The organism is Anoxybacillus sp. ST4, assembly GCF_019448545.1.
GTDB lineage: Bacteria > Bacillota > Bacilli > Bacillales > Anoxybacillaceae > Anoxybacillus > Anoxybacillus pushchinoensis.
In genome coordinates, this window is sequence record NZ_JAHZOE010000020.1 from 26032 (window position 1) to 40736 (window position 14705).

The 14705-nt window shown below is 39.6% G+C and carries 13 protein-coding genes and 1 pseudogene; 6 read left to right on the plus strand and 8 right to left on the minus strand.

Going from position 1 to position 14705, the window contains the following annotated elements:
• Positions 1 to 159 precede the first annotated feature (159 nt).
• From K1I44_RS11590 to K1I44_RS11610, 5 genes and pseudogenes are all read left to right on the plus strand, one after another.
• Complete coding sequence (locus tag K1I44_RS11590; RefSeq protein ID WP_219986217.1) at positions 160 to 1092, plus strand: DMT family transporter; 933 nt, start codon at positions 160 to 162, stop codon at positions 1090 to 1092.
• The gene (locus tag K1I44_RS11595) at positions 1089 to 2003 is read left to right on the plus strand and encodes a DMT family transporter (protein WP_255573396.1); all 915 of its coding nucleotides are present in this window, start codon (positions 1089 to 1091) and stop codon (positions 2001 to 2003) included. The genes K1I44_RS11590 and K1I44_RS11595 overlap by 4 nt, the downstream gene beginning before the upstream one ends.
• Before the next feature lie 89 nt (positions 2004 to 2092).
• On the plus strand, positions 2093 to 2953 hold the full coding sequence (locus K1I44_RS11600; protein ID WP_219986218.1) for an oxidoreductase: 861 nt from the start codon (positions 2093 to 2095) through the stop codon (positions 2951 to 2953).
• A 226-nt stretch (positions 2954 to 3179) separates the two neighbouring features.
• A pseudogene (locus K1I44_RS11605) lies at positions 3180 to 3636 on the plus strand (ATP-binding cassette domain-containing protein).
• Between the two features lie 22 nt (positions 3637 to 3658).
• Positions 3659 to 4105 carry an SUV3 domain-containing protein gene (locus tag K1I44_RS11610; RefSeq protein ID WP_003397190.1) on the plus strand — a complete coding sequence of 149 codons (447 nt, stop codon included), beginning with the start codon at positions 3659 to 3661 and terminating at the stop codon, positions 4103 to 4105.
• 131 nt (positions 4106 to 4236) lie between these two features.
• On the opposite strand, the gene K1I44_RS11615 is transcribed toward K1I44_RS11610, so the two are convergent.
• Together K1I44_RS11615 and K1I44_RS11620 are read right to left on the minus strand one after the other, a co-directional pair.
• Positions 4237 to 4614 (minus strand): VOC family protein, encoded by a 378-nt coding sequence (locus K1I44_RS11615; RefSeq protein WP_003397191.1) that lies wholly within the window; start codon positions 4612 to 4614, stop codon positions 4237 to 4239.
• A gap of 308 nt (positions 4615 to 4922) precedes the next feature.
• A complete protein-coding gene (locus K1I44_RS11620; protein ID WP_219986220.1) occupies positions 4923 to 7007 on the minus strand; it encodes a DNA topoisomerase III in 2085 nt (694 codons plus the stop codon).
• Between the two features lie 199 nt (positions 7008 to 7206).
• Here K1I44_RS11620 and chrA point away from each other — a divergent pair, with 199 nt between their 5' ends.
• Positions 7207 to 8349: a chromate efflux transporter gene (gene chrA / locus K1I44_RS11625; protein ID WP_219986224.1), complete on the plus strand. Its 1143-nt coding sequence runs from the start codon at positions 7207 to 7209 to the stop codon at positions 8347 to 8349.
• A gap of 492 nt (positions 8350 to 8841) precedes the next feature.
• On the opposite strand, the gene K1I44_RS11630 is transcribed toward chrA, so the two are convergent.
• The 6 genes from K1I44_RS11630 to K1I44_RS11655 all read right to left on the minus strand — a co-directional run bounded on the left by K1I44_RS11630 (position 8842) and on the right by K1I44_RS11655 (position 14576).
• The gene (locus K1I44_RS11630; protein ID WP_003397195.1) at positions 8842 to 9036 is read right to left on the minus strand and encodes a hypothetical protein; all 195 of its coding nucleotides are present in this window, start codon (positions 9034 to 9036) and stop codon (positions 8842 to 8844) included.
• A 161-nt stretch (positions 9037 to 9197) separates the two neighbouring features.
• Positions 9198 to 10631 (minus strand): alanine/glycine:cation symporter family protein, encoded by a 1434-nt coding sequence (locus tag K1I44_RS11635; RefSeq protein WP_003397196.1) that lies wholly within the window; start codon positions 10629 to 10631, stop codon positions 9198 to 9200.
• A gap of 312 nt (positions 10632 to 10943) precedes the next feature.
• Positions 10944 to 12848 (minus strand): vWA domain-containing protein, encoded by a 1905-nt coding sequence (locus K1I44_RS11640; protein WP_219986221.1) that lies wholly within the window; start codon positions 12846 to 12848, stop codon positions 10944 to 10946.
• A gap of 10 nt (positions 12849 to 12858) precedes the next feature.
• Positions 12859 to 13830 carry an AAA family ATPase gene (locus tag K1I44_RS11645; RefSeq protein ID WP_080629217.1) on the minus strand — a complete coding sequence of 324 codons (972 nt, stop codon included), beginning with the start codon at positions 13828 to 13830 and terminating at the stop codon, positions 12859 to 12861.
• A 44-nt stretch (positions 13831 to 13874) separates the two neighbouring features.
• Positions 13875 to 14138, minus strand: coding sequence for a metal-sensitive transcriptional regulator (locus K1I44_RS11650; RefSeq protein ID WP_003397198.1), 264 nt, complete (start codon positions 14136 to 14138; stop codon positions 13875 to 13877).
• Positions 14139 to 14201: 63 nt separating this feature from the next.
• The gene (locus K1I44_RS11655) at positions 14202 to 14576 is read right to left on the minus strand and encodes a replication termination protein (protein ID WP_003397201.1); all 375 of its coding nucleotides are present in this window, start codon (positions 14574 to 14576) and stop codon (positions 14202 to 14204) included.
• Positions 14577 to 14705: the final 129 nt, after the last annotated feature.

Below are 14705 nucleotides of genomic sequence, written 5' to 3' on the forward strand. Positions count from 1 at the left end.
CTCGCTTTTTTTCTCAATATAACGAAAACATATTGTTTTCAGACAAAAAAGAACATACAATGATAAAGGGTGAACATAACAATGAGGAGGAACATAGCCTCCTCATTGTTATTTTCCTTTTTAGCCGAGTTTTTTATGAACAAAGGGAGAGGATGTTTAGTGCCAGTAAAAAATATAAAAACGTATATTCTTTTATTTTTGACTGCTACGATTTGGGGTGGGGCCTTTGTTGCTGGAAAAATCGCAACGACGACTTTACATCCTGTATCAGTTGCTTTTTTTCGCTTTTTCGGTGCTAGTTTGATTTTATTTCCATTATTATACTGGAAAGAGCCGAATAGACCAACTCCGACGAGAAAAGATTGGGTCGTGTTAGCGCTCCTCGGTTTAACGGGTGTGTTTTTATACAACATTTTCTTTTTTATAGCTACAAAATACGCACCAATTGTCAAAAGCTCATTAGTTATTGCGGTCAATGCCCCGTTGATTACATTGTTGTCTGCACTATTTTTGAAGGAAAAATTGAACGGAAGAAGTATATTTGGTATGTTGCTCGCTGTATTTGGAGCTGTATATATCATCACAAACGGCCATCCGTCCATACTTATCGAGATCGGTGTTGCTCCGATCGATCTCGTGCTAGCAGGGGCATGTCTCAGCTGGAGTACATATTCGGTTATTGGAAAAGTGGCAATGAAAAAATATAGTCCGCTCGCAGCAACAACGTACGCAACAGGTTTTGGAACGTTGTTTTTAGCACCGTTTGCGCTATACTATACTTCTTTTACATCTGTCAAGATGAGTGGATGGGATGTGTGGTTAAGCGTACTGTACGTTGCCGTTGTCGTTTCGGCTATCAGCTTCGTTTGGTGGTATAATGGTATTCAAAAAGTCGGAGCTTCAACCGCTTCCGTTTTCATTAATGTCATGCCTATTTCTGCTACGGTGATGGGAACGATCTTTTTTAATGAACATTTGACAATCACTCATATCGTTGGAGCGGCATTTGTATTTAGCGGTATTTTGTTTAACATTTACAGTAAACAAGAAAAAGTGATGTTCCCTCTCATTAAGAAAGGGGCGAATATATGATTTGGGGTGAAGGGAAATTGTGGAAAGGATATAGCCTCGTATTGTTATCGGCAACAGGATTTGCGTTTATTCCCATCTTTGCATTATACGCATATGACAGCGGTGTCACTGTGACAACCCTGTTGTTTTTACGCTTTGCATTGGCTGCGCTTTTCTTTTTTCTGTATTTATGGTTAAAAGAAAAAAACTGGAAGGTTTCGCGATCACATTTATTGTATTTATTTTTACTAGGTGGCATTTTCTATATGATGCAATCTTCTTTTTATTTTCAGGCAGTGAAATATATTCCATCTTCACTCGCTGCTTTATTGCTGTATTTAAATCCTATATTTGTGGCTATTTTTTCGTTCTTTATTAATAAAGAAAAGCTAACAAAACACATCATCATAGCGATTCTCATTTCTTTTTTAGGTATGTTGCTTGTATTAGGGGCACCAGAAGGAAAAATTCAGCCGCTCGGTATTGCGTTAGCCATTGGGGCAGCGATTGTTTACTCAATGTACATTATCGTTGGAAATAAAGTGACCGCACACGTTCCACCCATTACAGCGAGCGCCTACATTGCACTCTTTGCCGCTTTGTCTTTTTTTATTTTTGGAATCGGTTCGGGAACATTACATTTTCAATTTGGCACAAAAGGATGGCTTCCAATTATCGGAACATCGTTCGTCTCAAGCGTTTTGGCGATGTTGACGTTTTTTGCAGGAATGAATATCATCGGTCCGACAAAAGCAGCGATTTTAAGTATGATAGAACCGATCGTGACGTTCCTTCTATCGATGGTATTTTTACATGAAAGCATATCGTCTATCCAAATGATTGGGGGACTGATTGTGTTGAGTGGAGCTATGCTTGTTGTCACAACAAAAGAACTTAAACCAAAGAAAAAATCGACCTCTATCAGTGCGTGATGGGGGTCGATTTTGCAAAATGGCAGGAATATTGCCCATCGTTATCTAATTCCAATAAATGTGTCTTTATAGTAGTGAGGAGGATTGTTGTGAACCAAAATGTAAACTCCCCGTCGGTGGCGCTAGTGACAGGAGCCTCAAGCGGGTTTGGGCTACTTGTAAGTGTTGCACTTGCGCGCGAAGGATATCAAGTGGTTGCTTCGATGCGAAATATACAAAACAAAGAAATGCTTGCAACAGCAGCGTGTGAAGCAGGCGTGTACGATCGGATAGAAATCGTACCTCTCGATGTCACCGATTTCGCTTCGGTAGAATCGGTTGTACACGATGTAATCAATCGCTACGGACGGATCGATGTATTAGTTAACAACGCAGGGTTTGCCGCCGGCGGTTTTGTAGAGGAACTCTCACTTGAAGAGTGGGAGCGTCAATTTACGACAAACTTTTTCGGGTTAGTTGCCGGTACAAAAGCTGTTTTGCCAATTATGCGAACGCAACGTAGCGGTAAGATTATTAACATTAGTAGCATTAGTGGACGAGTCGGTTTTCCGGCGATGAGTCCATATGTCGCTTCAAAATTTGCTGTCGAAGGATTTAGCGAATCGCTTCGTTTAGAAATGTTGCCGTACGGAGTATATGTCGTCTTAATTGAGCCTGGGTCATTCAAAACAAACATTTGGTCGAAAGGACTTCAAAGAGTGTACGTCCGTCCAGGTTCGCCATATGAAAAAGAAATGAAGACCGTTATGCAATACGTGAATCGTGTAGCCAGAACAGCACCACCCCCTGACGAAGTCATTAGGCAAATCATCAAAGTCGTCCAATCGCCGACTCCTCGTTTGCGTTATCCTGTAGGGAGAGGAGTGAAACTGACGTTAATGCTGAAAAACTGGTTGCCATGGAAGTGGTGGGAGCGGATTTTCCTGAAAACGTTTAATAAACAGAAATAAGCACAACCTTCATGTAGAGCTGTAGAAAACATACATTTGGAAGTAGGAGTTTTGTCAATTTTAGCGAAATGATGTGTAAAATCGTTGGAGATTGATCGGTAAAATGCTTTAGACCAAGAATTAAGCAGGTGGCGAAAGAGATGGGAAATGTTTATTTTTTCACCGGATTTCCGGGATTTATTTCGTCGATGTTGCTTGAGAAGCTTGTAAAGAAGGGGGAAGAGGAATGATTGTTGAGATGAAAAATGTTTCATTGTATTAGAGAAGGGCGCGTCATTTTAGACCGTCTACATTGGGAAGTGCAAGAAAACGAACAATGGGTCATTCTTGGGTTAAATGGTTCGGGAAAAACGTCGCTACTTAATATTTTATTAGGCTATGAATATTATTTGTCAGAAACGTTTCAAATAGATGTGCACGTCCGTTGGGAACATAATCGGCCGTGGGTATCGATAAAAAAGCCCTGCACTTCAGTGAATAGGAAAATAAAGGAGGACGAAAGGCGTAAAATGAATGAGAAAAGGGAGGAAAACTTCACTTCAATGTCCGTAAAGAAGCCAACAAATATACTAGAGAAATTACAAGCGCGATTAAAAATTTCCTTACGAATCATTCGATTTATTCAAACGGGCATGGAGCTTTTATCAAAACGAATTAAAAGAAACGCCTTATCGTGTTCGTGAAATAAGCGAATGGGAAAGAAAAATGTTCGTTTTAGAAAAAGCATTGAAAAAGATGAAGCTCGAACTTCCTCTTTGGAAGAAATTATCTTTCTGTTTCGTTCCGTTTTCAATCGAAGAAACGAAGATAACAGATTGTTGGCTAACGATGATTAGAGAATATTTAACGGAAGGGAAGGTAGCTCTGCCGCCTATCCTTACGTCGGTCGATGCAATTGATGAATTGGAGAACAGCTATAAACAGCTTATGTTATTTACGTCATTTGCTTATTCTCAATCGTTGTCTTTTAACGAAGAAGAGGTTTTTGAACTAAAAGAAAAAATTTCTGAAAAAATATTTGAAGTACTATCTAAACATTTGATACGCTATATGAAAAAATGTAAAATTTGCAATCAGGAATTGCCTTGGGATTTTCCATATCCACATTGCCATCATTGTCATGAATATATGTATGTGGAGATGTCTTTTTAATTTGCTGCTTATCTTTCTAGGAGAATTTTTCATAAATGAACAATATAAAAACTTATTTCCTTCTATATAAAAGCGGATGAGATAAAAATAAGCTGTTGAGCTTGTGTCAACAGCTTATTTTCTTCTAGCTACTAATTTCCGAGAGACAGTTGCCATGATACACCGTATCGGTCTTCTACCCATGCAAACTTTTTGCAAAATGGATAGGCACCTAGCGGCATGAGCACTTTTCCTGATTGGGATAGTTGTTCAAAAGCACGGTCAATTTCTTCTTCTGTATCACACGTGACACATAGAGACATCGCAGGCGTAAACTCGTGATGTTCGACGTGATTATCAATCGCCATCAACCGTTGCCCTTTTAATAGAAACGTGGCATGAAGCACCATTCCGTTTTCTTGATGCACGATTTGTTCGATTTCTGCCGGAGAAAAAACGGACATATACAAACGAATCGCTTCTTCTGCCTGCCCAGAAAACATGAGGCACGTCATAATTTTTTGTTCCATAAATACACGCTCCCTTATAATTGTAGAACACCAAAAACGAATATATGTTCTTGTATCTAATTATCTTGAATATCCAGTACGTTGTCAACGATTACATTTCCCCCCCTTGACTATGTACTATACAATGTTTATACCTAATTTAAAAGGTGATTAGGTGTAATATATTGAGTTTGTATCAAGAAAAGTGAGGAAGTTACAAAGACAAATCGAAGACTTACAGCGAGTAGTACATGTGCTACAGGACTTGCAAAAGCTGTCGAAAAACTATCTTGTTGCGCAGGATGAGCCACTTCCATGCGGAAGCGGCTCTAGTTTTTTTTCTTATCTAACGCTTGTTTTAACAAATCCCCTAAGCTTGTACCAAACGAATCATTCTCGGCACTATATTTTCTTAGTAGTGCCCGTTCTTTTTGCCCAAGTTTTGCTTTTTTCTGCTCCTCCGCTTTTTCAATGACATTGCAAGGGCGACATTGGAAGTAGACGCCTGCTCTTCCTTCATGAATTTCCATTCGCTTTTTACATTGCGGACACCGTCGATTCGAAAGCTTTGGATCTTTTCGTTTTCGGAATCGGCATGTCATATTCGAGCATACAAGCATGCGACCTTCTTTTGTCACTCGTTCTTTTAAAAACGAGCCACATTCTGGACACATCGAGCCAGTTAAATTATGGGGGCGGTACGTTCGATCGCTCTGCTTTATTTCTGCGACTAGACGCTCCGTTTGCTTGCGGATGTTTCGGAGGAAAGCTTTCGGATCCCCATTTCCACGAGCAATGGCTTCTAGTTGTTTTTCCCACCTTGCCGTTAACTGTGGTGATTTTAATTCCTCATTTACAAGTTCAATTAACTGTTTTCCTTTCGACGTTGGATAAAACCGCCCATTTTTCCGCTCGACCGTTTCTGTTTCAACGAGGCGTTCAATAATTTCCGCACGTGTCGCTGGCGTACCTAGTCCGTACTTTTCCATTTGTGACAGAAGATCTGCTTCAGAATAACGAAGAGGGGGGTCTGTTAGTGATTCCCTTTTCTCTAACATAACAGAAACCCGTTGCCCTTTCGTAAATGTAGGGAAGGTCGGTTGCTCCTCTTGCTTTTCTAAGATGCGGCGGAATCCAGCATTCACGATTCTTGTTTCCCGCGCGACAAACGATTCTCCATCAATAGAAAAAACAACATGAATCGTTTCGTATTCGCAAGCTGGATAAAAAAGAGCCAAAAAGCGATGAGCGATCAAGTCATATAGTTTTCGTTCATCAGCAGAGAGCTTGCTGATGTCAAGCCGTTCTTCTGTCGGAATAATCGCATGATGATCTGTTACTTTTTCGTTATCAAAAACTCGTCGAGCCATCACTTTTCCCTTATTCTTTAACAACGGGATAACTTCGTCTACATATCCAGATTTCATTGCCTCTAACCGCTCAAGCATCGTGTTTTCCATATCGGTTGTTAAATAGCGCGAATCGGTGCGCGGGTAGGTGACGAGTTTGTGTTGTTCATATAGCCGCTGCAACACGCTTAACGTTTTCTTCGCTGAAAAGCTAAATCGTTTATTTGCGTCTCGTTGCAATTCGGTCAAATCGTAAGGGAGCGGCTGTGCTTCTTTTTTTACTTTTCGCGTAACAGAAATAACCGTCGCTTGCTTGTTTTTTAGTTTTTCATATAGCTGTTCCGCTAGTTCCTTTGAAAATATTCGCTTTTCTCCATTATGCTCTAAAGTAGCAACAACAGAGCCGATGTTAGCATGAATCGTCCAGTATGGTATTGGTTGAAATGACTGTATCTCTTTTTCCCGCTCGATGATCATCGCAAGCGTCGGTGTTTGAACACGACCTGCAGAAAGAGGTTCATTGTATTTAGTCGTTAACGCTCTCGTCACGTTTAACCCAATAAGCCAATCAGCTTCTGCGCGACAAACAGCCGATTCGTATAAACGCTCAAACTGTTTTCCTGGTTTTAAATGTTGAAATCCATCCCGAATGGCTTGATCAGTTTGGGACGAGATCCAAAGGCGAAGGAGCGGCTTTTTCCAACGGATTTTTTGCAAAATCCATCGTGCAACAAGTTCGCCTTCCCGTCCGGCATCGGTGGCAATGATGCAGTTTTTCATATCCGGACGTTTTGCTAATGTTTCGATCGCCCGAAACTGATGACTCGTTTGGCGAATGACGTTCAGTCCCATGTTTTCCGGGATAATCGGTAAATCTTCCAGCCGCCACGTTTTATAGGCGGGATTATAATGTTCCGGCATTTTCAATTCAATTAAATGCCCGAGCGCCCATGTGACGACATATTTCGACCCCTCAAAATAATGTTTATGTTGTTCCCGACAGCCAAGTACGCGAGCGATTTCCCGCGCTACGCTCGGCTTTTCAGCAAGAACAAGTGATTTCATCCTATTTTCCTCCTAAGCACTAGACTACTTGTTCAGTATAGCGGAAAGGGGAGAGGTTTGCATACTTGACACTTCAAACGAAAAAAGGATTGCGATAAAATGAGATAAGATTGCCAACAACTAAATTTTCATGATGTTCAATTGCGAAACTTATACAAACGGGAGGGGCAGGCATTTGCATTCAAACTGCATAAAATACATGCAAAAACTTTGGGAAGTATGGAAAACAGCAGCTCGGTTAGGGTTTACTTCGTTTGGAGGACCAGTTGCTCACTTAGGGTATTTCCACGAAGAATATGTGAAACGAAAACAGTGGATTGATGAGAAAACGTATGCCGATCTAGTTACGTTGTGTCAGCTACTCCCTGGACCAGCAAGTAGTCAAGTCGGGATTGGCATTGGATTTTTGCGAGCAGGGTTGCTCGGAGCGATTGTGTCATGGTTAGGATTTACCTTTCCATCAGCACTCATTCTTTTGTTGTTCGCTTATTTCTCAGCGGAGGTTCCTCTCAATTGGCTGCACGGGCTACTCATAGTAGCTGTAGCTGTTGTTGCCCATGCCGTATGGGGAATGATGAAAACATTTGCTTCCGATCGTTCACGTGCGACAATTGTTGTTGCTTCAACTATTTTGTCTCTTTTACTTCCGAAAACTGGGGGGCAAGTTGCTATCATTGTTGTTGCTGGAATAGTAGGAAGTTTTTTATATCGCCATCATTCACAAGCAAATGTTCTTTCTGTGCCGACTTTTCGACGGAAAACAACGGGCTTTTTGCTTATATTTTTTATATTACTCGTTCTACTTCCAATTGTCGTTCGATTGACGAATTCTCCGCTTATCACACTTTTTGACAGTTTTTATCGCGCTGGGGCGCTAGTTTTTGGCGGAGGGCATGTAGTACTTCCTTTGTTGCAGACGGAAGTAGTGACAAAAGGGTGGATGACAATCGAGCAATTTATAGCGGGATATGGAATGGCTCAAGCAGTACCTGGACCGTTGTTTACGTTTGCTACGTATTTAGGGATGGTGAGTTTCGGATGGAAAGGGGCGATTGTCGCAACAATTGCTATTTTTCTCCCAGCTTTCTTATTAGTCATCGGCTCGCTTCCGTTTTTCGAATGGATTCGTCAACATACGCGGTTTCAAGCAGCTTTTCATGGTATTCACGCAGCCGTAGTAGGCATTTTGCTTGCGGCGCTGTATCACCCAGTATGGACAAAAGCCATTCAGACACCGGCTGATTTTTGTCTTGCACTAGCGGCATTTTGTTTATTGGCAATCTGGAAATGTCCTCCTTTAGTCATCGTTATCGTTTCCGCTATGATTGGGGCGTTAATTTAGAAGAGGAGTCGTGCTCATCGATCCGTTAATAGCTCATAAGATTAAGATCGGGATAAAACGAAGAAAACAAGGTGAAATCCACTGTTGCAAAGTTTATGTAAGATCCGGAAAAAGCAATTAACGAAGGATATAGTGCGATTTAATTCGATGCGAAAAATATCCTCAGAATGCCCAGATGATTTTGAGCATAGGATGAACAACATAAAAATAGCGGATTATACGACAAATATTCCGACGCGTAGCGACAGACGAATCCTAACCATGAAAGGGCAGCATAAAATGCGCCTTTCTTTTTTTATACGTTTTTAGTTTACATAACATAAATTATAGGAAGTAAAATAATTTTAATCTCAATATATAAGTAAACTTTTTATTTTGAGACAGAAAAAAATATAAAACGCAGCTGCTTGTATTTTATAACGGATCAACAGCTGCGTTTTATAATATGCTATACACCACACAATCCGTCCTTTCTCACTTCATTCATAGCAACTAGGCAATATCTTCGCTATAATAGCGGACACCTTTGTATTGAACGCGGATTGGAATTTGTTTTTCGTGCTCATATTGACGACATAGCTTCTTTGCTTTTACACACGCATCCATCATTCCGTTAGCAATAATTGCTTCTTCCCAAACAATCGGTTGTTGGTGATGTGTGCTAAAAGTAAAAATATACTGTTTCATATAGAACCTCCTTCCATAATTCCTTATATCCATTTCACTCATTATTATAATGTAAATCTGTATTATAATGAATATCGAACCTGTTACAACATTGTAAACTTTTTTCATGATTTTTGTAAATAAAACAAGCCTGAGGCAACACCCCAGGCTTGTTTATACAATCATTTTCCAACTGCTTTTTGCGACTGTTCCACTTGACGAGTCGGCCAGCATTCAACACCTTTTAACCCTTCAATGTCGTCTGCATAAAACACAGGGTCTTCCCCACGCTTACGTTTTGCCATGTAGTCATCAAGTGCTTTAAATGCGATCCGACCAAGTAAACCAATTGCCACTAAGTTAGTTAACGCCATAAGCGCCATTGCTAAGTCAGCTAAATCCCAAACGATCTGCAAGCTAGCAAGTGCTCCGAAAACAACCATTCCAATGGCTAATACGCGATAAACGAATAATGCAGTTTTTCCTTTGCTAATGAATTCAATATTTGCTTCACCGTAATAATAACTCCCGATGATAGAACTGAACGCAAACATAAAGATAGCTGCTGATAGGAAAATACCTGCCCAAGAACCAAAGTGCTCGGAGAGAGCTGCTTGTGTTAATTCAATTCCAACAAGCTCCCCAGTTTTATACGTATCCGATAACAAAATGATAAATGCTGTTGCGCTACATACAAGTAACGTATCGAAAAATACTCCTAACGCTTGAATAAACCCTTGTTTTGCTGGGTGAGAAACAGTTGCTGTTGCCGCTGCGTTTGGTGCACTACCCATACCCGCTTCATTTGAGAATAATCCGCGTTTTACTCCCATCATGATCGCGGCACCCATACCGCCACCTACAACTTGCTCTAAACCAAAAGCACTTTTGAAAATTAAAGCAATGACCGCTGGAATTTCAGTAATGTTCGTAACCATGACATACAATGCTAATCCGATATAGAAAAACGCCATGATCGGAACGATAACTTCAGAGAAACGGGCAATTCGTGTAACACCACCAAAAATAATCACCGCTGTTAGCGCCGCTAGTAAGAAAGCGGTTACATAAGGGTTCAAACTGAATGAATTTTTGAACGCTGTTGCAATGGTATTGCTTTGTACGGCGTTAAATGTTAATCCGAAGCTTGCGATGATTGTGAAAGCGAAAATTGTACTCATCCAACGTGCACCCAATTGCTTCTCCATGTAGTATCCTGGGCCACCTTTAAAACCAACATCGCTTTTTACTTTAAAAATTTGTGCTAATGTACTCTCAACAAACGCGCTTGCACCACCTAAAATTGCAACAAGCCACATCCAGAATACCGCTCCTGGACCTCCGATCGCTAACGCCATTGCAACACCGGCAACGTTTCCTGTTCCAATTCGAGTAGCCGCTCCAATGAAAAATGCCTGGAGGGAGGAAATTTCTTTTTTCCCTGCTCCTTCTGGAGATTTTTCTTTTAAGACTCGGAACATTTCTCCGATCAAACGAATTTGTGCAAATTTCGTCCCGATTGTGAAATATAAACCGAGACCGAGTAACAAACCAATAATAACATAAGACCAAAGAATGTTGTTTAAAAATCCAACTACTTGATTAATGAGCTCCATACACTTCCTCCTTAAAATAAATAATTAAGATAATTAGTAAGATTATTAATCTTGCAATAGTATTATCTGAAAATTAAAATTATGCGTCAATAGTAAAAAATAGAAAAACGTATACAATTTACAGCGTTAAAGGAACAAAATTGAAAATAAATTATCTTAATATACTATTTTAAAACAAATAGGATTACGTTTTTACTTATTATTTATATACTATTCCTCCATAAAATCTTTTCATAAAAAAAATTTCATTGTTAACAAAATTTTTTTTGTGATTAACATAAATTATAAAGCACCCAGGTCTTCACGGGTGCTTTATAATTTGTATAACAATAATTTTCTCAGTAATGGAGCTAAGAACGTCGGCAAATATTCGACGTTTGGGACAAGAACACTATAATGTCCGTATATATTTTCAATCGTTTTTTGTTGACTTTCGGTAATCATCCCATTCGCCAAAAACACATTTACTACTTCGATTCCTAATCTTTTTGCCTCCATAACTGCTTCGTGTGTATCAACAATTCCATTTTGATCATATCCGAAAGCAGCTGGTTCCCCATCAGAAAAAACAAGTAAAAACTTTTGTTTTTCAACTCTTTTTTGCAACTCTTGCGTCATTAAGCGAATGGCCAAGCCGTCACGATTATCTTCCTTCGGCTCTAATTGCATAATTTCCGCACCACGTCCCTTTTTTAAAGAAACATTAAAATCAATAACCGTTTGAAAATAATTCGGCTGATAGAGCTGTGTGGCCTCATTCGTATCTTCCCAGAAACCAACGATTTTGTGTGGAACACGGAGCGTTTTAAGCGATTCATGGAACAAAACAATTCCTTTCTTTGTCTCTTCCATTTTGTCATACATTGACGCTGAACAGTCAACAAGTAGTACGAAAACAGCATCTAGTATTGGAGAAATCTCGTGTTTTTTGTAAAATAAACGTGGATGTTCATCCATAAAAAAACGTAATAGCTTTTTGTTTAAACGTCCTGCGTGCAAATCCGTGCGTGGATGAATTTTTTTATGTTCGAGCACTTTCTCAATCGTCCGTGTCAATTTTTTTTGATATGGTCCAATTGCTTCACGATCGCGCTCGTACTGTCTCATTTGTTCAACTGTCGGTGAAGAAGGATAAATAAATATCGGTTTAGCATAGCGATTTTCTTTTCCATACTCATACTCTGAACGCCCACTGAGCTCCTGACGATCCGTTTGTTGTTCTAAATGTGTATAATCGCTATGCGTCGTCTTTTGTGATGAACCTTGTACAATGCCGAGTGCTTGATCCCCCGCTTCCCCTTGACGAACTCCTTCTCCAAGCAAATCTGTCTGCGAACCTTGTTCTAGGTCAAACTGCAAGAAACTGTTTGTCATATCGCTTGTTTCGCGATGCCACGTATGCATCACCTCTTCAAAAATCTCTTCGTCGTCGGATTTTACATCAAGTACGTCATCATTTTTTAACGGATCTTTTCGCCGAATGTCTTCCCTATTCTCTCGTCGATCAACGTAAATGTACTCTGGAAGATGAAAATATGTGTTTAACATATCGGCATCTAACAATTCATTCAACACATCAACAATAGTAAGCACAATACGAACAATATCGGCAGTCGATTTCGCATCATATACATAACGTATTTCACGATCAATAAACGGAAGCGTCAATCGCAAATGCTCGGGAAGCACGGCGTCTTGCCCTGGATGTTCTGCCGTTAATAATAAATATAAATAGTTGAACAACGCATCTGTATGGATGCTTTTCACGCTATTGACATTCCATTGCGTTTGAAAATAGTGGCGATACACGTCCTTTCGAACTATAAATGCCTTTTTTGTTCCACTACGCACACGCCGACATATATCTTCCAGTCGAATATCTTCAAGAAGCACAAAGAGTTGTTTGGCAAAATTAGGGATGGAGTACGTCTTTATTTCTTTAAGAAAAAAAATAATATCATCGTCATTTGTATGATGAAAATTTCCGATTGTTCGTAAAAAAACATCGCTTTTCAATCCATACACGTGCTGTTCTTTCGGCCGGTTGTCCCAAAAATGACTTACAATAACCTTCTTATGCTGTCGATCAAGATACGACTGATAACCAAATTCTAGTTCAATTTGTTCATCGTTTGCTAAAGTTTTCGCTAAATCCGATAGTTCCATAAATAAAGAAGAATCCACTTTTTTATCGTTAAACATAATGAAACGGTTCATTTAGACACCCTCATTCGTCAAACAGCGTTTCAGCTACATTGCGTACTGCAGCTTTTTCACGATCGTCTTCTAATTTTTCGACGATCGCTCGTTCGATCGCCCGCAATGGCGGAATGTACACAGCTAAATCACAAGCATCAATTAATGCGCGAATAGATGCTGCTTCTTCGGACACATACCCTTGTTTTACTTGGACAATTAAATCAGCCGACAATGTAACGAACCGGTCTATTAAGTCTTCGTCTGTTAACTTCGTTTGTTGCTGTAAGACACGCTTCAACGTTTCTCCTTGAACATATGGAACATCAATAACGACAAAACGATTTTTTAACGCTTCGTTAAGCGGGACGGTTCCGACGTATCCCTCGTTGATAGCTGCAATGACACCAAATGTCGGTTTAGCTTTCACAACTTCAGCGGTAAATGGGTTTGTAATCGTTTTTCGATAATCAAGCACCCCGTTTAAAATCGGTAACGTTTCCGGCTTAGCCATGTTAATTTCGTCAATGTACAATAAATGACCTTTCGTCATCGCTTGAATGACAGGACCCGGGATAAATTCAATCGTCGCTTGTCCATTTGCTTGTTGAATCGTTTTAAATCCGAGCATAGCCTCAGCGTCTAAATCAACCGAACAGTTAATACTATGCATCGGTTGACCAAAAAAAGCTGACAACGTTTCAGCTAGCTTCGTTTTTCCAGAACCAGTTGGCCCTTTTAACAATATGTTTTTTCCTAGCGCTAAAGCAATAATCGCATCATATAAAATGGACATATGAGCTGGCGTATACTCAACATCTGCGCTCTGTCCACTTCCTTCATGTTTGAACATCTCTCTTCTCTCTTCTACAATTGTCTCAATTGCTTTTGGGAATGAAGGAAATTGTGTGCAAATCATCTTGTCAATCCTTTCTTTGTTGTCATACGTACGTATTGTACAAAAAATAAACGGATTTGTACAAATAAAGAGATTGTTAATCATAATTATATTATGTAAACGTATATTAAAAAAAGAGCCACTCGGCATTATCGACTTTTAACGAGTAGCTCGACCGCTTCTTGAATAAGCTTTTCACTTTCTAACGAACCGGTTTCAATGTCTTTGCGAATGCAACGTTCTAAATTTGCGCTTACTACGACAGCAATTGCACGGTCTACAGCACTACGGATCGCAGATAACTGCGCGACAACTTCTTTGCAGTCTTTTTGCTCATCCATCATTTTAAGGACTCCACGAACTTGTCCTTCAATTCGTTTTAAACGATTTTTCACTTGGTTATCGTAAGTCATGGTTATTCCATCTCCTTTTTTCTATACCCTTGTAAGTATATTAAATGAAACATACTTCCTTTGTCAACTAAAATTATCTTTAATGGCTTTCCGAATCAATGCTTCACAACGATCTAGTTCTGTTTTTAGTTGTCGTTTATATAACTGGGCCTTTTTATATCCTTCTTCAGTAAAGCGATAGTAAACAACTTCCTGATATTTCATTCCTTCCTTTTTCTTTTTCACTTGCTCTAAAATTCCATCTTCTATTAAGTCGTGTAGTGCTTTATACACTTCAGAATGATTTGGACGATATCCAAACGGTTGAAATTCCTCACGAAGCACATCCAATAATTTAAGCCCATACAACCGCTCTTGTTCCGTTAAAGTAATCAAATATAGTTTTAAAAACGCCCGTTGTTTTAACAAAAATCCACTCGGTTTTCTTTTTTCGCTCATTTTCTCTCCTCCCTCTAAAAATGTTGATATATCAAGGTTTCTTGGCATCTTAGGGGTGCCAAAAAAATATTTTTCGACAAAACTCATCACATACTTTTTCATTTTTGTTTATATCTAACAACCCATAGG

Bases quoted from the DNA above. Each gene is read 5' to 3' on its own strand.
- K1I44_RS11645 (WP_080629217.1), bottom strand. From the start codon at position 13,830: ATGATTAACAATCTCTTTATTTGTACAAATCCGTTTATTTTTTGTACA.
- K1I44_RS11620 (WP_219986220.1), bottom strand. From the start codon at position 7,007: ATGAAATCACTTGTTCTTGCTGAAAAGCCGAGCGTAGCGCGGGAAATC.
- K1I44_RS11635 (WP_003397196.1), bottom strand. From the start codon at position 10,631: ATGGAGCTCATTAATCAAGTAGTTGGATTTTTAAACAACATTCTTTGG.
- K1I44_RS11610 (WP_003397190.1), top strand. From the start codon at position 3,659: ATGTTCGTTTTAGAAAAAGCATTGAAAAAGATGAAGCTCGAACTTCCT.
- K1I44_RS11655 (WP_003397201.1), bottom strand. From the start codon at position 14,576: ATGAGCGAAAAAAGAAAACCGAGTGGATTTTTGTTAAAACAACGGGCG.
- K1I44_RS11640 (WP_219986221.1), bottom strand. From the start codon at position 12,848: ATGAACCGTTTCATTATGTTTAACGATAAAAAAGTGGATTCTTCTTTA.
- K1I44_RS11650 (WP_003397198.1), bottom strand. From the start codon at position 14,138: ATGACTTACGATAACCAAGTGAAAAATCGTTTAAAACGAATTGAAGGA.
- K1I44_RS11595 (WP_255573396.1), top strand. From the start codon at position 1,089: ATGATTTGGGGTGAAGGGAAATTGTGGAAAGGATATAGCCTCGTATTG.
- chrA (WP_219986224.1), top strand. From the start codon at position 7,207: ATGCAAAAACTTTGGGAAGTATGGAAAACAGCAGCTCGGTTAGGGTTT.
- K1I44_RS11615 (WP_003397191.1), bottom strand. From the start codon at position 4,614: ATGGAACAAAAAATTATGACGTGCCTCATGTTTTCTGGGCAGGCAGAA.
- K1I44_RS11630 (WP_003397195.1), bottom strand. From the start codon at position 9,036: ATGAAACAGTATATTTTTACTTTTAGCACACATCACCAACAACCGATT.